We start from the raw sequence: 16,447 nt of genomic DNA on the forward strand, positions 1-16,447 counted from the left end.
TCATAATGGACGATTTAACCCTGCGATATTTTGACGCTGAAATGCGCTACCTGCGTGAGGCGGCAAAAGCGTTCGCGCAGGCTCACCCCGACCGGGCGGCGATGCTGGATCTCGATAAAGCCGGTACGCCGGACCCTTACGTTGAGCGCCTGTTTGAAGGCTTTGCCTTTTCCGTAGGTCGCTTGCGCGAAAAAATTGATGATGATCTGCCGGAGCTGACCGAGGGGCTGGTCAGCATGCTGTGGCCGCACTATTTGCGCACCATTCCGTCGTTATCGATCGTGGCGCTGACCCCAACGCTGCCGGCGATGAAGATGGTGGAAACGGTGCCCGCCGGGTTTGAGATAAGCTCCCGCCCACTGGGGCCGAAAAATACCGTGTGCCGGTACCGAACCACCCGCGATCTGACGCTTAACCCGCTGGCGATAGAGGAGGCGGTGATGATGGCAGAGCCGGACGGACGTTCGGCCCTGCGGCTACGATTCGCCTGTAGCGAGCTGGCAGACTGGTCGCAGACCGATCTCCGCCGCCTGCCGCTGTATCTGGGGGAAGACGCCGTTACCGGCAGCGCTCTTCATCTTTGGCTGACCCGACGCCAGGCCGCGCTGTACCTGCGCCTGCCAGGGCAGGCGGAGCGGGTAAGTCTTGACGGCTATTTTTCGCCGGGGGGATTTAGCGAGGAGGATCGTTTATGGCCGAAGGGGGAGAGCGCTTTCAGCGGCTATCAGTTGCTGCTCGAGTACTTCACCTTTCGCGAAAAATTTATGTTCGTGCAGCTAAATGGTCTGGAAAACATGACGCTACCGGCGGGGATAGCGCATTTCACGCTTGAGGTGGTGTTCAGCGAGGTCTGGCAAAGCGATTTGCCCGTCAGCGCAAGCAGCCTGCGCCTGCACTGTGTGCCGGTGATTAACCTGTTTACCCTCGAGGCCGATCCGTTGACCATCAGCGGGCTGGAGAGCGAATACCTCCTGCGTCCGAAGCGCCTGCAGGACGGGCATACCGAAATCTATTCTGTTGACAGCGTGACCGGCTCCGGGCGCACCGGGGAGGCACGCTATGTCCCTTTCACCCGCTTTCGTCACCAGGGCGGGATGATGCGTCGCCATGCGCCGGAACGCTACTACCACACCCGCGTCAAACGGGGCGTCACCGGCATGCACGATACCTGGCTTATCCTCGGCGGACAGCAATGGGAGGCTGACCGGGCGCTGGCGCGGGAAACGGTCTCCTTGCGCATCACCGGCACTAACGGCCAGCTGCCGCGCCGGGCGCTACAGAGCACGCTGCTGGATCGCTGTGAGTCGATATCAGCCACGCCGCTTACCGTCCGTAATCTCTGTAAACCCACGCTGCCGGCATATCCCCCGGCGGAAGACCGCTACCACTGGCGGGTCATGAGCCATCTGGGCACCCGTTTTCTCAACATGATGAGCAGCGCCGAGGTACTGCGCGGCACGCTGTCGCTCTACAACTGGCGGGAGGATGAGCTCAATAACCGTCGTTTGGACGCTATTCTGGCGGTCAGCCATCACCGAATTCAGCGTTTCGAACAGGGCTTCCTGCTGCGCGGGCTGGATATCGAAGTGACGCTCGACGGTAGCGGATTTACCGGTGCGGGCGATGTCCACCTGTTTGGCGATATGCTCAACCGCTTTTTCGCACTGTATGCCGATATGAATCAGTTCATCCAGCTGACGCTCATTGTTCAACCTGAAGGGAAATGTATCCGGTGGAAAGAGAATCACAGTCTGCGCCTGCCCGGCTGATGGCGCAGCTCCGGCCTCAGTTGCCGTACATGAATTTTTACCGCTTCTGCCAGTTGCTGGAGGAGAACCAGCCGAAGGCGCCGATCATCGGCAGCGGCTGGCTGGTGGGTGATGAACCCATACGCTTTCGCCCGCATCCGGGGATGGGCTTTCCGGCCGGCGAAATCCGTGGAATGGACGATCCTGACCCGCCCCGGCCGCCGGCGGTTCGCGTTGCTTTTATGGGTCTCTACGGCGTGGAATCCCCGCTACCGACACACTATAGCGATGACATTGCGCAACGGCGGGAAGGCGTCGAGGCGACCGAGGATTTTCTCGATATCTTCAACCATCGACTAATCGCCCAGTATTACCGTATCTGGCGCAAATATTCCTACCCGGCAACCTTTCGGGCGGGTGGCACGGACAACACCTCGCAGTATCTGCTGGGCCTGGCGGGGCTGGGTATACCGGGATGTGCCGCCGTTGCCGCAGCGCCGCTGTCGCGATTTCTGGCGTTGCTGCCGGTAATGATGCTGCCGGGGAGATCCGGGGAAGGCATGGAGGCGCTGGTGGCGCTCCTGGCTCCGGGGACCCGGGCGACGGTGTACCACCACGATCCCTGCCGGATCCCCTTGTCGCAGCCGTTAGCGATGAGCATCCGCCAGCCGGTTAGCCTGCAACACAGGCCAGTGATGGGAACTCACGCTACGGATGTGAACGGTCAGGTGTTGCTGCAGCTGGCGACGGAAAAGCCTGATGAGGTCCGCGGCTGGCTGCCCGGCGGCGAACTGTTCAGCGACCTGATGGCGCTCCTGCACGTCTGGCTCGGATCTCATCTCGACGTGCGGCTGCAGCTTTGCGTCGCCCGCCATTTACTGCCGGATGCGCAACTTTGCTGCCAGCAGGCGCATGCCGTCCAGCTCGGGAGAACGGCTGTGCTGCAACCGCTGGATGCGCAGAAGCAGGTTGACGACAGGATCACGATTTATCTGGGGCGCTATCAGCGCGTCCGGGAAAACCTCCACCGCAGGGAGAGCGATGAAGATGGCGATTACCGTAGTTAAACCCTCTGCCACGTTACTGGCATTCCTCATGGTCACCCTCTTAACCGGCTGCGGCCTGACGCAGACCGTAAAAGACGGCGCCGTTTCCGTGACCCAGTCCATTTTTTACCCCCAGGTGAAAACGCTTCATCTGGATCTTCGCGCCCGGGAAGGCGTGAATAACAACGCCAAAGGCGCCTCCCTGGCGACGGTGGTGCGTATTTACCAGCTGAAGGACCGACAGGCGTTTGACAATACTGACTACCCGTCGCTGTTTGCCGGCGATGGCCAGGCGCTGCAGGCGGACCGGGTGGCGGAAAAAGATATTCGCCTGCGTCCGGGCGAATCGGTGACCGTTGATATGCCCATGGAAACCAGCGCGCAGTTTGTGGCGGTGGCGGCCATGTTTATCGATCCAGACCTGACGCTAAATAGCTGGCGGCTGGTACTCACCCGGGACGATCTCGACCCGGCGAGACCGCGCATTATCGAAGCCAGCCAAAATCAACTGACGCTGCACCCGCTTAAGGAGAAGTGAAATGCCTCGTCCCTCCCTGTACGACATCCTCTACGGCAATTTCGCCGGCGGGCTGGACCTGAACAACGTCAGCGAAACGGATCAGGTCATCCTGTCGGTGCTCGATAACATGCAGCGCATCCTCAACTGTCGGGCCGGAACGCTGGCGCATTTGCCGGACTACGGCCTGCCGGATATGACCGCTATCCTCCAGGGCATGCCGGCGTCGGCGCATCAGCTGATGAGTACGCTGTCGGCGGTGTTGCTGAAATACGAACCGCGCCTGCAGCGGATCGCGGTGGTGATGCTCGATCAGGATGCGCCCGGCGAACTGCGCTATGCCATTGATGCTGAGCTGAAGGATATCGGTCTGGTACGTTACGGCACAGAGTTTATGCCTGAAGGCAGGGTGCTGATCCGCCACCTTAAACGTCAGCAGTACCTTGACGCCCGCTCCGCCCTCTAATCTCTCGCTGAAAGACATCATGATGACAACACATAAAGACCGCCGTTATAAAACCGGTGGCGACCCGCGCACGCTGGCTGATTTTATTGCCCTGCGTGCGGAAATGAACAAGCTCAGCCACCCGGCGCGGCCGGATATTAACTGGCCGTATGCCGAGCAGCTTGCCCGTGCGCTGCTGGAGCATCACGGCGCGGATCTGCAGACTGTCGCCTGGTATACGCTGGCCCGCGCCCGGCTGGACGGCCTGGCAGGGATCAACGAGGGGCTATCGCTGCTGGAAACGCTGCTGGCCCACCAGGGTAAAAACCTGTGGCCGCAGGCGCTCCCGGCCCGCACCGAAATCTTCCGCACCCTGAGCAAGCGACTGCGGCAGGTGATCCGCACCCTGAACCTCACCCCGGACGATCTTGCGTCGCTTAGCCAGGCTGAGTGTTCGCTGCAAACCTTCGACGCGGTGCTCCAGCGCCTTGAGATCGCGCCTGAAAACCCGCTGAGTGACCTGCGGGCGCTGCTGCGCAGCACGGCAACCCGCTTCGAGAACCTCGACCCTGCGCCAGCGCCTCCCGCCACGCCGCCGGTGGCGATGTCTGAGGCGGCACTTCCCGACGCTCTGGTCAGCGAAGAGGATGCTGCGAAGGCTGAGCCAGCGCCAGAACGACAACGTAGACCAGAGGCTGAGCCGCTGGCTCCGTCTTCACCAGCAAAGCGGCCCGCGCCAGGGATGGCATCGACTCCGGTCGCCGCGTCGCGCTGGAAGCCATTTATCGCCGGAATGGTCACCATGCTGGCGGTGTCGGGCATCGCCGTCGGTGGATGGCTGGCGCTGCGCCAGACCGATTTGCCGCCAACTGTGATGACGCAACAGGCTGGGCCGCTAGCGGACCTCCCGGGGGCATCTCCCCACGCGCCGGTCGATCTGCGCCAGGCGCAGCGCCAGCTTGACGATCTCGCCCGCCTGGCGCCGGACTGGGCGATAAGCTACGGCGACCGGCTGGTCCAGCTGGCCTTGAGCCGCTGGCCGGAACAGGCAAAGCCCCTGGCGCAGCAGTGGCAGCGGCAGCTAAGCGCTGCGGCATTGCCCGCGGAAAACCTCACCGGCTGGGCGGAGGGCATGCGTCAGCTGCAACGGCTCGCCGGTCAGCTCAATGCCCTCGACGAGCAGAAGGGGAAGTACCTGACGGTGAGCGAACTGAAAACGGCGGTGTTTGCCATTATGCAGTCGCTTAACCGCACCGTTCCGCTGGAAGAGCAGCTGCGCGAGCTGGCCGCGCTCCCCGCAGGTCAACCCTGGCCAGCCGCCCGCGGCAGTCTCGCCGAACTGCATTTGCAACAGCTGATCGTGGAGTATGCCCTGCTGAAGCGAAAACAGCCGGCGCCACCGCCTGCTGCGCGACCCGCAACCGGTGGGCCCTCGGTGAGTGAGGCGGTGAAATAAAGTGTGCGCATGGCAACATTTTCTTTACATCATGATTGCAAGAACTCTACGCCCTTCGTAGTCTGAAAATGATTTAAATATACCGTTTAATTTTATATTGAAAATTTTATTTCAAACTCTGAGGGCATGCTATGAAGCACTGTAAAATCATCCTGTTAGTTGGCCTTCTGGCCAGTTCCGCTTCGGCATTGGCGGAAAAGATCGGCGTCTCGATGGCTTACTTCGATCAAAACTTTCTCACCATTATTCGTCAGTCCATTGAGAAAGAAGCTCATGCCCGCCAGGTCGAGGTGCAGTTCGAAGACGCCCGCGGCGACACCGGGCGCCAGGCCGATCAGGTGCAGAGCTTCATTGCCTCCGGCGTGGACGCGATCATCGTTGACCCCGTGGACTCCGCCAGCACCCCGCAGCTGACGAAGATGGCGCAGCAGGCCAGGATGCCGCTGGTGTATGTGAACCGGACGCCGGGGGATAAAACGTTACCCCCTGGCGTGGTGTTTGTCGGTTCGGACGAGCGGGAGTCCGGCACATTGCAGATGGAAGCGCTGGCGAAGCTGGCGAACTACAAAGGCAACGTCGCCATCATGATTGGTAATCTCACCGATGCCGGCGCGCTGCAGCGCACCAGGGACGTAGAGCAGGTGGTGGCCAAATATCCGGCGATGAAAGTAGTGCAGAAACAGCCGGCCAACTATTCCCGCAGCGAGGGAATGGATCTGATGCAGAACTGGACAGGCAACGGGGAAGCGATTGATATTGTGGCGGCGAACAACGACGAGATGGCGATTGGCGCGGCGATGGCGCTGGAGAAGAGCCAGAAGAAGCTGCTGATCGGCGGCATCGACGCCACGCCGGATGGGCTGAAAGCGTTGGCCAGCGATAAGATCCAGGTAACGGTTTTCCAGGATGCCGTTGGTCAGGGCAAAACGGCCTTAGCGGTGGCGTTGAAGCTGATTAAAGGAGAAAAAGTCGAGTCCCATGTCTGGATCCCGTTTGAGTTAGTGACCAAAGAAAACATGCAGACCTATGTGGAAAAGAGTCATTAACGGCAAGGCAGAAATGTTCGAACTTTGCTGATAAAACCGGGCTGAGAATATGACGCCCGGGCAACGAAACCGGAGGAAAAGAGATGGCAACGGCAAAAAGCGGCTATACGCTGCAGGTGATAAAGGCAGGGCAGCAGGGGCATGTTGAAATGAGGTGGGGGTATCTCGCGGAAGTTGATACGCGCGTGGTGGCGGCGACCATCGCGCAGCATATCGGGCGACCCTCGTCTGCGGCGGATCCGCAGGAGATCAGCCTGTCGCTGACCAATGCCGCCAGCGGCATCTCGGTGGAGCTTCATCACCCGACCTCAGGGGAAAGCGCCACCCCGGCTTTTATTGAGGACGAGTTAAAAAAGATTGTGCAGATCGTTGATGGCTACGAGGCGGCAGAAGAGACCCATATCGTGGAGTAGCGCGCCGCCTTGAGCACAGGAAAAAAATCCACGCCGGAGCGTGGATTTTTTATTACTCGATGGCGGCAGAAACGCCAGCCAGCGGGATTAGACGTTGAACAGGAAGTTCATCACATCGCCATCTTTCACGATGTAGTCTTTACCTTCAGCGCGCATTTTACCGGCTTCTTTCGCGCCCTGTTCGCCTTTGTAGGCGATAAAGTCTTCATAAGCGATGGTCTGCGCGCGGATAAAGCCTTTTTCGAAGTCGGTGTGGATCTTACCGGCTGCCTGCGGCGCGGTCGCCCCGACCGGGATGGTCCATGCGCGAACTTCTTTCACCCCAGCGGTGAAGTAGGTCTGCAGGTTCAGCAGGGCGTAGCCAGCGCGGATCACGCGGTTCAGGCCCGGTTCTTCGAGACCCAGCTCAGCCATAAACTCATCACGCTCTTCATCGTCCAGTTCGGCGATGTCCGCTTCAACCGCGGCGCACACCGGCACCACTACAGACCCTTCCTGCTCGGCGATAGCGCGAACCTGATCGAGGTACGGGTTGTTCTCGAAACCGTCTTCGTTGACGTTCGCGATGTACATGGTTGGCTTGAGGGTCAGGAAGCTCAGATAGCGGATGGCCTCTTTCTCTTCTTTGGTCAGATCCAGCGCGCGCAGCATACCGGCGTTTTCCAGCTGCGGCAGGCATTTCTCCAGCGCGGCCAGCTCAACTTTCGCGTCTTTATCGCCGCCTTTGGCTTTTTTGGAGACGCGGTGAATCGCGCGCTCGCAGGTATCAAGGTCAGACAGCGCCAGCTCGGTGTTGATAACGTCGATATCTTCCGCCGGGTTCACTTTACCTGCCACGTGAATGATATTGTCGTTTTCAAAGCAGCGAACCACATGGCCGATAGCTTCGGTTTCGCGGATGTTGGTCAGGAACTGGTTGCCGAGACCTTCGCCTTTGGACGCGCCTTTCACCAGGCCCGCGATATCAACGAACTCCATGGTGGTCGGCAGGATACGCTGCGGTTTGACGATTTCAGCCAGCTTGTCCAGACGCGGATCGGGCATCGGTACGACACCGGTGTTCGGCTCAATGGTACAGAAGGGGAAGTTGGCCGCTTCAATACCCGCTTTGGTGAGCGCATTGAACAGGGTGGATTTGCCGACGTTGGGCAAACCGACGATACCGCATTTGAATCCCATGATTTAAATCACCTTAATCTTTGGATAATCAATCTGTTATCAGGAACAGATTGCAGAAAATTGAATAGCTTTGCCTATTATACACGGTGCGCGGCAAAAATGCCGCACGACAACGGCTTATTGCGCCTTAAAGGCGTGTAAACGGTTGGTCGCTTTAGTGAGACCATCCTTTAACCAGATTTCCGTACAGCGCGCCGCTTCGTCGACGGCATCATCAATCAGTTTCTGCTCGCTGGCCGGTGGTTTGCCGAGGACAAAGCCGACAACCTTGTTTTTGTCGCCCGGATGGCCGATCCCGACGCGTAAGCGGTGAAAGTTCGGGTTATTGCCGAGCTTGCTGATGATGTCTTTCAGGCCGTTGTGGCCGCCATGGCCGCCGCCAAGTTTAAATTTCGCCACGCCCGGCGGCAAATCCAGCTCATCATGGGCAACCAGAATTTCGTCCGGGTTGATGCGATAAAAGGTCGCCATCGCGGCCACGGCTTTACCGCTAAGGTTCATAAAGGTGGTGGGCACCAGCAGGCGAACATCCTCGCCCGCCAGGTTGATGCGCGAGGTATAGCCGAAGAATTTGCTCTCTTCGCGCAGCGGCGCGCGATGGCGATCCGCCAGTAAATCCACATACCAGGCGCCAGCGTTGTGCCGGGTGGCGGCATATTCCGCACCGGGGTTGGCCAGGCCGACAATCAGTTTAATGGTCACGTTTTCTTTCCTGCATGGGGCATTCTCTGCCGCGTAGTGTACTGTCTGCGGGCGCGCTTGACAAAGTTCTGGCCTCGAGACAATACCAGCATTGATGATTTACTCTCTAAACCATTAGAATTTGATATTGTTCATAGGCTTATTTGTAAATTTTTGTCTATTTGCTGTTCACTAATGTGATCGTGGGCGCACTCCACAGAAGAGACCTTGTCTATACTACACCTATAAGATTTGGGGACATTCCCTGGCAACCCAAAGTCCGGAGGTGACACATGAAACGCAAAAACGCTTCGTTACTCGGTAACGTACTCATGGGGTTAGGGTTGGTGGTGATGGTTGTGGGGGTGGGTTACTCCATTCTGAACCAGCTTCCGCAGCTTAACCTGCCACAATTCTTTGCGCATGGCGCAATCCTAAGCATCTTCGTTGGTGCGGTGCTCTGGCTGGCCGGTGCCCGTATTGGCGGCCACGAGCAGGTCAGCGACCGCTACTGGTGGGTGCGCCACTACGATAAACGCTGCCGTCGTAATCAGCATCGCCACAGCTAACCGTAGCATGATCCCCCGCATCGGTCCCTGAAGGCCGATGCGTTTTACTGTGCCTCTCGTTATCTCTTCTTCTTTTTCCCGCCATATGACGACCCCCATTCCGACCTGACCTTCGTGATGCTATGGTTGCCGCCAAAAGTGAATATCAAGCGCGTTTTTCGCTTGACCCTGACGTTACGTCAGGCAGCAGAGTAGCGGACCTGGCCACAGAGAGGAGCAGTCATGTTAATTCAGGTGGGAGAGCTGGCGAAGCGCGCCGGGCTGACGGTGCGTACGCTGCATCATTATGAACAGACGGGGCTGTTAACGCCTTCGGCCAGAAGCGAGGCGGGCTATCGGCTCTATAACCTGTCCGCGGTTCAGCGCCTGCATATGATCAAGGCGCTGGCGCAGACCGGGCTGACGCTCGCCACCATTAAGGACTATCTCGATCGGCGAACGCTGTCGCTGCCCGAACTGCTGACGCAGCAGATAGAGACGCTTAATGACCAACTGCGCGATGTCGGCAGGCTGCGCGACCGGCTGTTGGCGCTGCGCGAGGCGCTGGCGAGCGGCAATGAACCCGATCTGGAGTCCTGGCTACAGACGCTGGAGTTAATGAAAATGTACGATCGTTGGTTTAGTCAACAGGAGTTAGCTGTGCTGCCGTTTGCGGCACAGGATGAACAGCGCGCGCAGGCGTGGCGCGAGCTAACAGAGGAGGTGCAGACGCTGATGGCGAGCGGCTGCCCGACGGACAGTCCGCAGGCGATGAGTCTGGCGACGCGCTGGATGGAGCGCCTGGAGCAGGATACGGCCGGGCGCCCGGAATTTCTGACCCGTCTGAACGAGATGCATGCCGCCGAGCCGCAAATGGTTGAACAGACCGGCGTCACCCCGGCCATCATTGCCTTTATCACCGAAGCCTTTGCCGAAAGCAAACTGGCCATCTGGGCGCGGTATCTCGACGACGAGGAGATGGCGTTCACCCGCCGGCACTACTTCGACCGGCTACAGGAGTGGCCAGCGCTGGTGGCGAAGCTGCATCAGGCGTGCCGTGAGGGCGTAGCGCCGGACTCGGCGTCGGGTCAGGCGCTGGCCCGGGCGTGGCTTGAGCTGTTTCAGTCCTACGCCGGCACCCGGCCGCAGACGTTGCAGAAGTTTCGTCAGGCAATGGAGCAGGAGCCGCATTTGATGAAGGGCACCTGGATGACGCCGGCGGTGCTGCGCTGGCTGCAGCAGGCGACCGGAGCCTTGATGCGGCAGGCGCAGGGGCCTGCCGCCGGGTGATCACAGGTCAGCCAGCGCGGCCTGACGATCGGGGTAGAAGCTCAGGCGTCCGGGCAGCGGCTTGACGCCGGCGCGCGCTAACGTGCGTAGCGGCTGAAATTCGAGGTTAGATACGCGCAATTCACAGCCTTCCGGCAGCTTGTTCACAAAGCGCTGGAAGGCATCCAGACCGCCGGCGTCGAGAACCGGCACCGCGTCCCACTTCAGCACCACGATGCGCTTGCCGGCGATCCGGGTCTCCAGGTCGTTGAATAGACCTTCGGCGGCGGCAAAGAACAGCGGACCGATCACCCGCAGCACCAGCACGTCGTCTGGCACTTCGACGTTGACCGGCGCCAGATGGGTCATGCGCGCGATACGGCGCATAAATAACAGCGAAGCCAGCACGATCCCGACGCTGATGGCGATCACCATATCAAACAGCACCGTCAGCGACATGCACATCAGCATCACCACAATGTCATCCTTCGGCGCGTGGCGCAGCAGATTGATGACTTTATGCGCCTCGCTCATGTTCCATGCCACCATCAGCAGCAGGGCGGCCATCGCCGACAGCGGCAGCCAGGAAAGCAGCGGGGCGAGGATCAGCAGCGCCATGATCACCAGCAGGGCGTGGATCACGGCGGCGATCGGCGATGTGGCGCCGGCGCGGACGTTCGCCGCCGAGCGGGCAATCGCCGCGGTGGCGGTGATCCCGCCGAAGAACGGCGCAACGATGTTGCCCAGCCCCTGGCCAATCAGCTCGCTGTTGGCTTTATGTTTGGTACCGGTCATGCCGTCGAGCACCACCGCGCACAGCAGAGATTCAATAGCGCCCAGCATCGCCATGGAGAAAGCCGCGGGCAGCAGCGCCTGCAGCGAAGCCCAGCTCAGGGTAAAGTTGGAACCCGGCATATCCCAGGGCAGTACCAGCTGCGGCAGCAGCTGCGGAATGCCGTTGCCCTGAGTGCCGTCCGCCAGCTGATAGTGGAACTGCGAGCCGATCGTCGCCACATCGCCGCCGAGCAAGTTGACGACCAGCATCACCCCACAGCCGGCCAGCAGCGCCGGGAGGTGGCCCGGCAGACGGATACCCAGCCGTGGCCAGAGGATCAGGGTGCCGAGGGTGACGACGCCGATGGCGGCGTCCCCGACGTTAATGGTCGGCAGGGCCATCGCCAGCGCCGCCACTTTCTGCAGATAATGCTCCGGCACATGGGGCATCTGCAGGCCGAGGAAATCTTTAATCTGCATGGTACCGATGGTGATACCGATCCCGGAGGTGAAGCCGAGGGTGACCGACAGCGGGATATATTCGATCAGGCGGCCAAAGCGCGCCAGGCCGAAAAGCATTAAAAAGATCCCCGACATCAGCGTCGCCACCAGCAGCCCCGCCAGGCCGAACTGCTGGGAAACCGGATAGAGGATCACCACAAAGGCGGCGGTCGGTCCGGAAACGCTAAAGCGCGATCCGCCGGTTAAGGCGATCACAATCCCTGCCACCGCTGAGGTATAGAGGCCGTACTGCGGCGGCACACCGCTGCCAATCGCCAGCGCCATCGCCAGCGGAATCGCAATGATCCCGACGGTGATCCCGGCGATCAGGTCGCGGGTAAAGCGGGCAGTGGTGTACTTTTCTTTCCAGCAAGCGTCGATGAGGGCGCGGAAAGGCATCACATGTGAGGAAAATAATCTGTTCACAATAATGTTTCATCCATGAGCGCATCATCTGTCAACTGAATGGCAGGTGAAGGAGGCATCGGTCATTTCCACATCATCCTTCGGGATGCCTCTGTGTTGGCTGCGTTCATTTATCCCGGTCACGTACTGCCTGTACGCTCCCGGGGATTCATTCACTTGCCGCCTTGACGCATGCCGAATGATTTTGTGGAAGAATTAAAAATTCAGAGACAAAAAAACCCGCCGCAGCGGGTTTTTGTGCTCGGCTCGATTAATGTTCGAACATAGCAGAGATTGATTCTTCATTGCTGATACGGCGAATAGCTTCAGCCAGCATACCGGAGAGCGTCAGAGTACGCACTTTATCCAGCGCTTTAATTTCTGGTGCCAGCGGAATGGTATCGCAGACGACAAATTCATCGATCACAGAGTTTTTAATGTTCTGGATAGCGTTGCCGGAGAAGATCGGGTGCGTCGCGTAAGCGAATACGCGTTTCGCGCCGCGCTCTTTCAGCGCTTCTGCCGCTTTACACAGGGTGCCGCCGGTGTCGATCATATCGTCGACCATCACGCAGTCACGACCCGCGACGTCGCCGATGATATGCATCACCTGGGAGACGTTGGCGCGCGGACGGCGCTTGTCGATGATAGCCATATCGGTATCGTTCAGCAGTTTAGCGATAGCGCGAGCACGAACCACGCCGCCGATGTCCGGAGAAACCACGATCGGGTTGTCCAGGTTCAGCTGCAGCATATCTTCCAGCAGGATTGGGCTGCCGAACACGTTATCAACTGGCACATCGAAGAAGCCCTGGATCTGTTCTGCGTGCAGGTCAACGGTCAGTACGCGGTCAACGCCGACGCTGGACAGGAAATCTGCCACCACTTTCGCGGTGATTGGCACACGAGCAGAACGAACACGACGGTCCTGACGAGCATAACCGAAGTAAGGGATAACGGCGGTGATACGACCTGCCGAAGCACGACGCAGAGCATCAACCATAACAACCAGTTCCATCAGGTTGTCATTGGTGGGAGCACAAGTGGACTGGATGATGAAAATATCACCACCGCGTACGTTTTCATTGATTTGTACGCTGACTTCGCCGTCGCTAAAACGACCTACAGCGGCGTCGCCAAGAGAAGTGTACAGGCGGTTGGCAATACGTTGTGCTAGTTCCGGGGTGGCGTTACCAGCAAAAAGCTTCATATCAGGCACGAGAAGAACCTCAGGCATGCGTCCAGTGGTGGATGAATGGGCCAATAATGTGCGGGCTGGCGCCATTCGATCCAGTCGGTGTATTTAAAGAGCACGATGCAACGTCTGGAACAGGGTGACGTTGTCACCGTAACTCAATTTCCCCAGCTGACTCATGAACGATGCGCCCTCACGGCGCAGGATTCAGAGCAGGGCCTGCTTGAGCGGCGAGAGGTTTACTCCGCGCGCCACAAAGCCATTTAGCCATGCCGGGGCAGTGTCCAGCACCTGACGGGCAGCGGATTCGGTGTTAAATTCAGCAAACACACAGGCCCCTGTGCCGGTCAGGCGTGACGGCGCATATTCTAACAGCCAGGAAAGCGCGGCATCAACCTCGCGAAAACGTTTTCTTGCGATAAGCTCGCAATCGTTGCTGAATTCACAATTTAATAACGTATTAATTGACCGGCGCGGGGTATTTCGTGGTAGCTCCGGGTCGCGAAAAATGATCGGCGTCGGAATACTGACGCCCGGGTGGGCCACCAGGTACCATTTTTCCTCAGGCTCCACCGGCGTCAGAATTTCACCCACCCCCTCGGCAAAGGCGGCATGGCCGCGCACGAAGACCGGCACATCGGCCCCCAGCTGCAGGCCAAGGGTCGCCAGCTCATCTTCCGAGAGTCCGCAGCCCCAGAGATGGTTGAGCGCCACCAGCACGGTGGCGGCATTGGACGAGCCGCCCCCCAGACCGCCGCCCATCGGCAGGCGCTTATCGATACTGATATCGGCGCCGCTGCCCGCCGGCAGGCGGCCGCTTTCGCCGGCGGCGCGCATCAGCAGACGCGCGGCGCGAACGATCAGATTCTCTTCGTCCGGCACCCCGGCCACCGGCGTCAGCAGGCGCAGTTCGCCGTCAGCGCGCGGTTCGATGGTCAGCGTATCGCCGTAGTCGAGGAACTGAAACAGCGTCTGCAGGGTGTGGTAACCATCAGCCCGCTGGCCGGTGATATATAAAAACAGATTCAGTTTTGCAGGTGAGGGCCAGCGGCTCATCATTTCACGATCCAGTTATCCATCTTCAGCTTGATGCGCTGGGCGCCATTGTTCAGCTCGACATTAGACGGCAGGGCGGGCTGGGTATCGCTGGTGTAGCCGCCGTAGGTGACGTGCCAGGTTTTGCCGTTTTGCGTGTAGTTCAGTTCACGCAGACGGTACCGATCGTCCAGCGAATAGTCGGTGGCGTCGCCCGGCAGGCCGATGATCCATTGGCGCAGGCTGTTCAGCGGGATCGGCATCCCGGTCAGGCGGCCAATCATCTCTTCGGCATCGGTGGCGGTGTAGGTCTGGCCTTTGTTGTCGATCAACTGCACGCTGCCAGGCTGCGCGGTCAGCGACAGCTCGGTGCTGCCCAGCGGGTTGGTCAACAGCAGGCGATAGCGGTCCTGGCCGGTCTGCTGCCAGAAGAAGCGGGCATAGACTTTTTGCTCATCGGAGAGATAGGCAAACGCCCCGCGGGTCTGGAACTGGTTGAGGCTGCGAACAGCCTGCTGGTGCTGGCGCCACTGCGGCGAATCCGGGCTTTTGCCAGGCCCCTCGGGGGTATGAACAGAACAAGCGGTCAGGACGAGGCTGGCCAGCGGCAGCAGGCGGAACAGTCGATTCATAATGATGACAAATCCTTGATGTCTACAGTGAAATCCGGCGGCAGGGGAACAGCGGGCCGATTTGTGTAGCAGGTTACATTTATAATCCTTAATGCTAGCGTCGCCGGGCGATAGCGTCTACGTTCAAGTTGTCTGAAATCAAAAAATTAACCTTAATGGCGGTCTTGCTTTGGCTATTACTCCAAAAGGGGAGCCTCTCTTTTATTGATTACGCGCATCCTGTATGATGCACTCAGACTAACCTTAGCAACGCTGGTACTACTCCCTCACAATGACCCTTTTAGCTCTTGGCATCAATCACAAAACAGCTCCGGTCGCCCTGCGAGAACGCGTCGCGTTTTCGCCGGAAACGCTCGATAAGGCGCTGGAGAGCTTGCTGGCTCAGCCGATGGTGCAGGGTGGGGTGGTGCTGTCGACCTGCAACCGCACGGAACTCTATCTCAGCGTCGAAGAGCAGGATAACCTGCAGGAAGCGCTGATCCGCTGGCTGTGCGATTACCACGGCCTCAATGAAGAAGACCTGCGTAAAAGCCTCTACTGGCACCAGGATAACGATGCCGTCAGCCATCTGATGCGCGTCGCCAGCGGCCTTGATTCGCTGGTGCTGGGCGAACCGCAGATCCTCGGTCAGGTGAAAAAAGCCTTCGCCGATTCCAGCCGCGGCCATCTTAACGTCAGCGAACTGGAGCGGATGTTCCAGAAATCGTTCTCGGTGGCCAAGCGCGTGCGTACCGAAACCGATATCGGCGCCAGCGCCGTTTCCGTCGCGTTCGCCGCCTGTACCCTGGCGCGGCAAATCTTTGAATCCCTGTCGAGCGTGACGGTGCTGCTGGTCGGCGCCGGTGAAACCATCGAACTGGTGGCGCGCCATCTTCGCGAACATCACGTGCGCAAAATGGTGATCGCCAACCGCACTCGTGAACGCGCCCAGGCGCTGGCGGAAGAAGTGGGCGCCGAGGTGATTGCCCTCAGCGATATCGACGAACGGCTGAAAGAGGCCGACATCATCATCAGCTCCACCGCCAGCCCGCTGCCGATCATCGGCAAAGGCATGGTGGAACGTGCGCTCAAGGCGCGGCGCAACCAGCCGATGCTGCTGGTGGATATCGCCGTCCCGCGCGACGTCGAACCGGAGGTCGGCAAACTGGCTAACGCTTACCTCTACAGCGTCGACGATCTGCAAAACATCATTCAGCATAACCTGGCGCAGCGTAAGGCCGCGGCGGTGCAGGCGGAATCGATCGTCGAGCAGGAGACCAGCGAATTTATGGCCTGGCTGCGCGCGCAGAGCGCCAGCGAGACCATTCGCGAATACCGTTCTCAGTCCGAGCAGGTCCGTGAGGAGCTGACGGCGAAGGCGCTGGCCGCGCTGGAGCAGGGCGGTGATGCCCAGGAAATTATGCAGGATCTGGCGCGTAAGCTCACCAACCGCCTGATCCACGCGCCAACCAAATCACTTCAGCAGGCCGCCCGTGACGGGGACGACGAACGCCTGCATATTCTGCGCAACAGCCTCGGGCTGGAATAGCGCACCTTTCTCTTATTTTCAGGACAGGG

Annotated in this window: 16 protein-coding genes; 10 read left to right on the forward strand and 6 right to left on the reverse strand. The window is 59.4% G+C overall.

The window, feature by feature from the left end:
• Positions 1-5: 5 nt before the first annotated feature.
• From tssF to ACOI7Z_RS21185, 7 genes are all read left to right on the forward strand, one after another.
• A complete protein-coding gene (gene tssF / locus ACOI7Z_RS21155) occupies positions 6-1,769 on the forward strand; it encodes a type VI secretion system baseplate subunit TssF (protein WP_087848642.1) in 1,764 nt (587 codons plus the stop codon).
• 29 nt (positions 1,770-1,798) lie between these two features.
• Complete coding sequence (gene tssG, locus ACOI7Z_RS21160; RefSeq protein WP_170927803.1) at positions 1,799-2,815, forward strand: type VI secretion system baseplate subunit TssG; 1,017 nt, start codon at positions 1,799-1,801, stop codon at positions 2,813-2,815.
• Positions 2,796-3,332, forward strand: a complete 537-nt coding sequence (gene tssJ, locus ACOI7Z_RS21165) for a type VI secretion system lipoprotein TssJ (RefSeq protein WP_087848653.1) — start codon at positions 2,796-2,798, stop codon at positions 3,330-3,332. The genes tssG and tssJ overlap by 20 nt, the downstream gene beginning before the upstream one ends.
• A 1-nt stretch (position 3,333) precedes the next feature.
• Positions 3,334-3,777 (forward strand): type VI secretion system baseplate subunit TssE, encoded by a 444-nt coding sequence (gene tssE / locus ACOI7Z_RS21170; RefSeq protein WP_048297773.1) that lies wholly within the window; start codon positions 3,334-3,336, stop codon positions 3,775-3,777.
• A gap of 19 nt (positions 3,778-3,796) precedes the next feature.
• Positions 3,797-5,212: a VasL domain-containing protein gene (locus tag ACOI7Z_RS21175; protein ID WP_087848644.1), complete on the forward strand. Its 1,416-nt coding sequence runs from the start codon at positions 3,797-3,799 to the stop codon at positions 5,210-5,212.
• A 131-nt stretch (positions 5,213-5,343) separates the two neighbouring features.
• Entirely contained in the window at positions 5,344-6,258 is a 915-nt protein-coding gene (locus ACOI7Z_RS21180) for a sugar ABC transporter substrate-binding protein (protein ID WP_023290154.1), read from the forward strand.
• An 83-nt stretch (positions 6,259-6,341) separates the two neighbouring features.
• On the forward strand, positions 6,342-6,671 hold the full coding sequence (locus ACOI7Z_RS21185; RefSeq protein ID WP_087848645.1) for a DUF1869 domain-containing protein: 330 nt from the start codon (positions 6,342-6,344) through the stop codon (positions 6,669-6,671).
• A gap of 87 nt (positions 6,672-6,758) precedes the next feature.
• Here the strand turns inward: ACOI7Z_RS21185 and ychF are convergent, their stop codons facing one another.
• Positions 6,759-7,850 (reverse strand): redox-regulated ATPase YchF, encoded by a 1,092-nt coding sequence (gene ychF / locus ACOI7Z_RS21190; RefSeq protein ID WP_002910443.1) that lies wholly within the window; start codon positions 7,848-7,850, stop codon positions 6,759-6,761.
• Positions 7,851-7,967: 117 nt separating this feature from the next.
• Positions 7,968-8,552: an aminoacyl-tRNA hydrolase gene (gene pth / locus ACOI7Z_RS21195; protein WP_004180389.1), complete on the reverse strand. Its 585-nt coding sequence runs from the start codon at positions 8,550-8,552 to the stop codon at positions 7,968-7,970.
• 272 nt (positions 8,553-8,824) lie between these two features.
• Between pth and ychH the strand changes: the two genes are divergently transcribed.
• Complete coding sequence (ychH, locus tag ACOI7Z_RS21200; protein WP_002910437.1) at positions 8,825-9,100, forward strand: stress-induced protein YchH; 276 nt, start codon at positions 8,825-8,827, stop codon at positions 9,098-9,100.
• Positions 9,101-9,322: 222 nt separating this feature from the next.
• Positions 9,323-10,369 carry a MerR family transcriptional regulator gene (locus ACOI7Z_RS21205; protein WP_065881258.1) on the forward strand — a complete coding sequence of 349 codons (1,047 nt, stop codon included), beginning with the start codon at positions 9,323-9,325 and terminating at the stop codon, positions 10,367-10,369.
• Here ACOI7Z_RS21205 and dauA read toward each other — a convergent pair whose 3' ends face one another.
• The 4 genes from dauA to lolB form a co-directional block, all read right to left on the reverse strand.
• Positions 10,370-12,049 carry a C4-dicarboxylic acid transporter DauA gene (gene dauA, locus ACOI7Z_RS21210; protein ID WP_064157472.1) on the reverse strand — a complete coding sequence of 560 codons (1,680 nt, stop codon included), beginning with the start codon at positions 12,047-12,049 and terminating at the stop codon, positions 10,370-10,372.
• Between the two features lie 250 nt (positions 12,050-12,299).
• Positions 12,300-13,247: a ribose-phosphate diphosphokinase gene (gene prs / locus ACOI7Z_RS21215; protein WP_002910407.1), complete on the reverse strand. Its 948-nt coding sequence runs from the start codon at positions 13,245-13,247 to the stop codon at positions 12,300-12,302.
• A 183-nt stretch (positions 13,248-13,430) separates the two neighbouring features.
• The gene (ispE, locus tag ACOI7Z_RS21220; protein ID WP_072413462.1) at positions 13,431-14,279 is read right to left on the reverse strand and encodes a 4-(cytidine 5'-diphospho)-2-C-methyl-D-erythritol kinase; all 849 of its coding nucleotides are present in this window, start codon (positions 14,277-14,279) and stop codon (positions 13,431-13,433) included.
• Positions 14,279-14,890, reverse strand: coding sequence for a lipoprotein insertase outer membrane protein LolB (gene lolB / locus ACOI7Z_RS21225; RefSeq protein ID WP_023290149.1), 612 nt, complete (start codon positions 14,888-14,890; stop codon positions 14,279-14,281). Before lolB ends, ispE begins: the two co-directional genes overlap by 1 nt.
• A gap of 271 nt (positions 14,891-15,161) precedes the next feature.
• Here lolB and hemA point away from each other — a divergent pair, with 271 nt between their 5' ends.
• Positions 15,162-16,418 (forward strand): glutamyl-tRNA reductase, encoded by a 1,257-nt coding sequence (gene hemA / locus ACOI7Z_RS21230; RefSeq protein WP_023290148.1) that lies wholly within the window; start codon positions 15,162-15,164, stop codon positions 16,416-16,418.
• Positions 16,419-16,447 lie beyond the last annotated feature (29 nt).

It is taken from the genome of Klebsiella sp. C283 (assembly GCF_048822555.1).
Lineage (GTDB): Bacteria > Pseudomonadota > Gammaproteobacteria > Enterobacterales > Enterobacteriaceae > Klebsiella > Klebsiella quasipneumoniae.

What these genes read in the sequence shown, in the direction of transcription:
- tssG (WP_170927803.1), top strand. Translation starts at nt 1,799, where the DNA reads ATGAATTTTTACCGCTTCTGCCAGTTGCTGGAGGAGAACCAGCCGAAG.
- tssJ (WP_087848653.1), top strand. Translation starts at nt 2,796, where the DNA reads ATGGCGATTACCGTAGTTAAACCCTCTGCCACGTTACTGGCATTCCTC.
- lolB (WP_023290149.1), bottom strand. Translation starts at nt 14,890, where the DNA reads ATGAATCGACTGTTCCGCCTGCTGCCGCTGGCCAGCCTCGTCCTGACC.
- ACOI7Z_RS21185 (WP_087848645.1), top strand. Translation starts at nt 6,342, where the DNA reads ATGGCAACGGCAAAAAGCGGCTATACGCTGCAGGTGATAAAGGCAGGG.
- hemA (WP_023290148.1), top strand. Translation starts at nt 15,162, where the DNA reads ATGACCCTTTTAGCTCTTGGCATCAATCACAAAACAGCTCCGGTCGCC.
- ychH (WP_002910437.1), top strand. Translation starts at nt 8,825, where the DNA reads ATGAAACGCAAAAACGCTTCGTTACTCGGTAACGTACTCATGGGGTTA.
- tssF (WP_087848642.1), top strand. Translation starts at nt 6, where the DNA reads ATGGACGATTTAACCCTGCGATATTTTGACGCTGAAATGCGCTACCTG.
- ACOI7Z_RS21205 (WP_065881258.1), top strand. Translation starts at nt 9,323, where the DNA reads ATGTTAATTCAGGTGGGAGAGCTGGCGAAGCGCGCCGGGCTGACGGTG.
- ACOI7Z_RS21175 (WP_087848644.1), top strand. Translation starts at nt 3,797, where the DNA reads ATGATGACAACACATAAAGACCGCCGTTATAAAACCGGTGGCGACCCG.
- ychF (WP_002910443.1), bottom strand. Translation starts at nt 7,850, where the DNA reads ATGGGATTCAAATGCGGTATCGTCGGTTTGCCCAACGTCGGCAAATCC.
- ispE (WP_072413462.1), bottom strand. Translation starts at nt 14,279, where the DNA reads ATGAGCCGCTGGCCCTCACCTGCAAAACTGAATCTGTTTTTATATATC.
- ACOI7Z_RS21180 (WP_023290154.1), top strand. Translation starts at nt 5,344, where the DNA reads ATGAAGCACTGTAAAATCATCCTGTTAGTTGGCCTTCTGGCCAGTTCC.
- tssE (WP_048297773.1), top strand. Translation starts at nt 3,334, where the DNA reads ATGCCTCGTCCCTCCCTGTACGACATCCTCTACGGCAATTTCGCCGGC.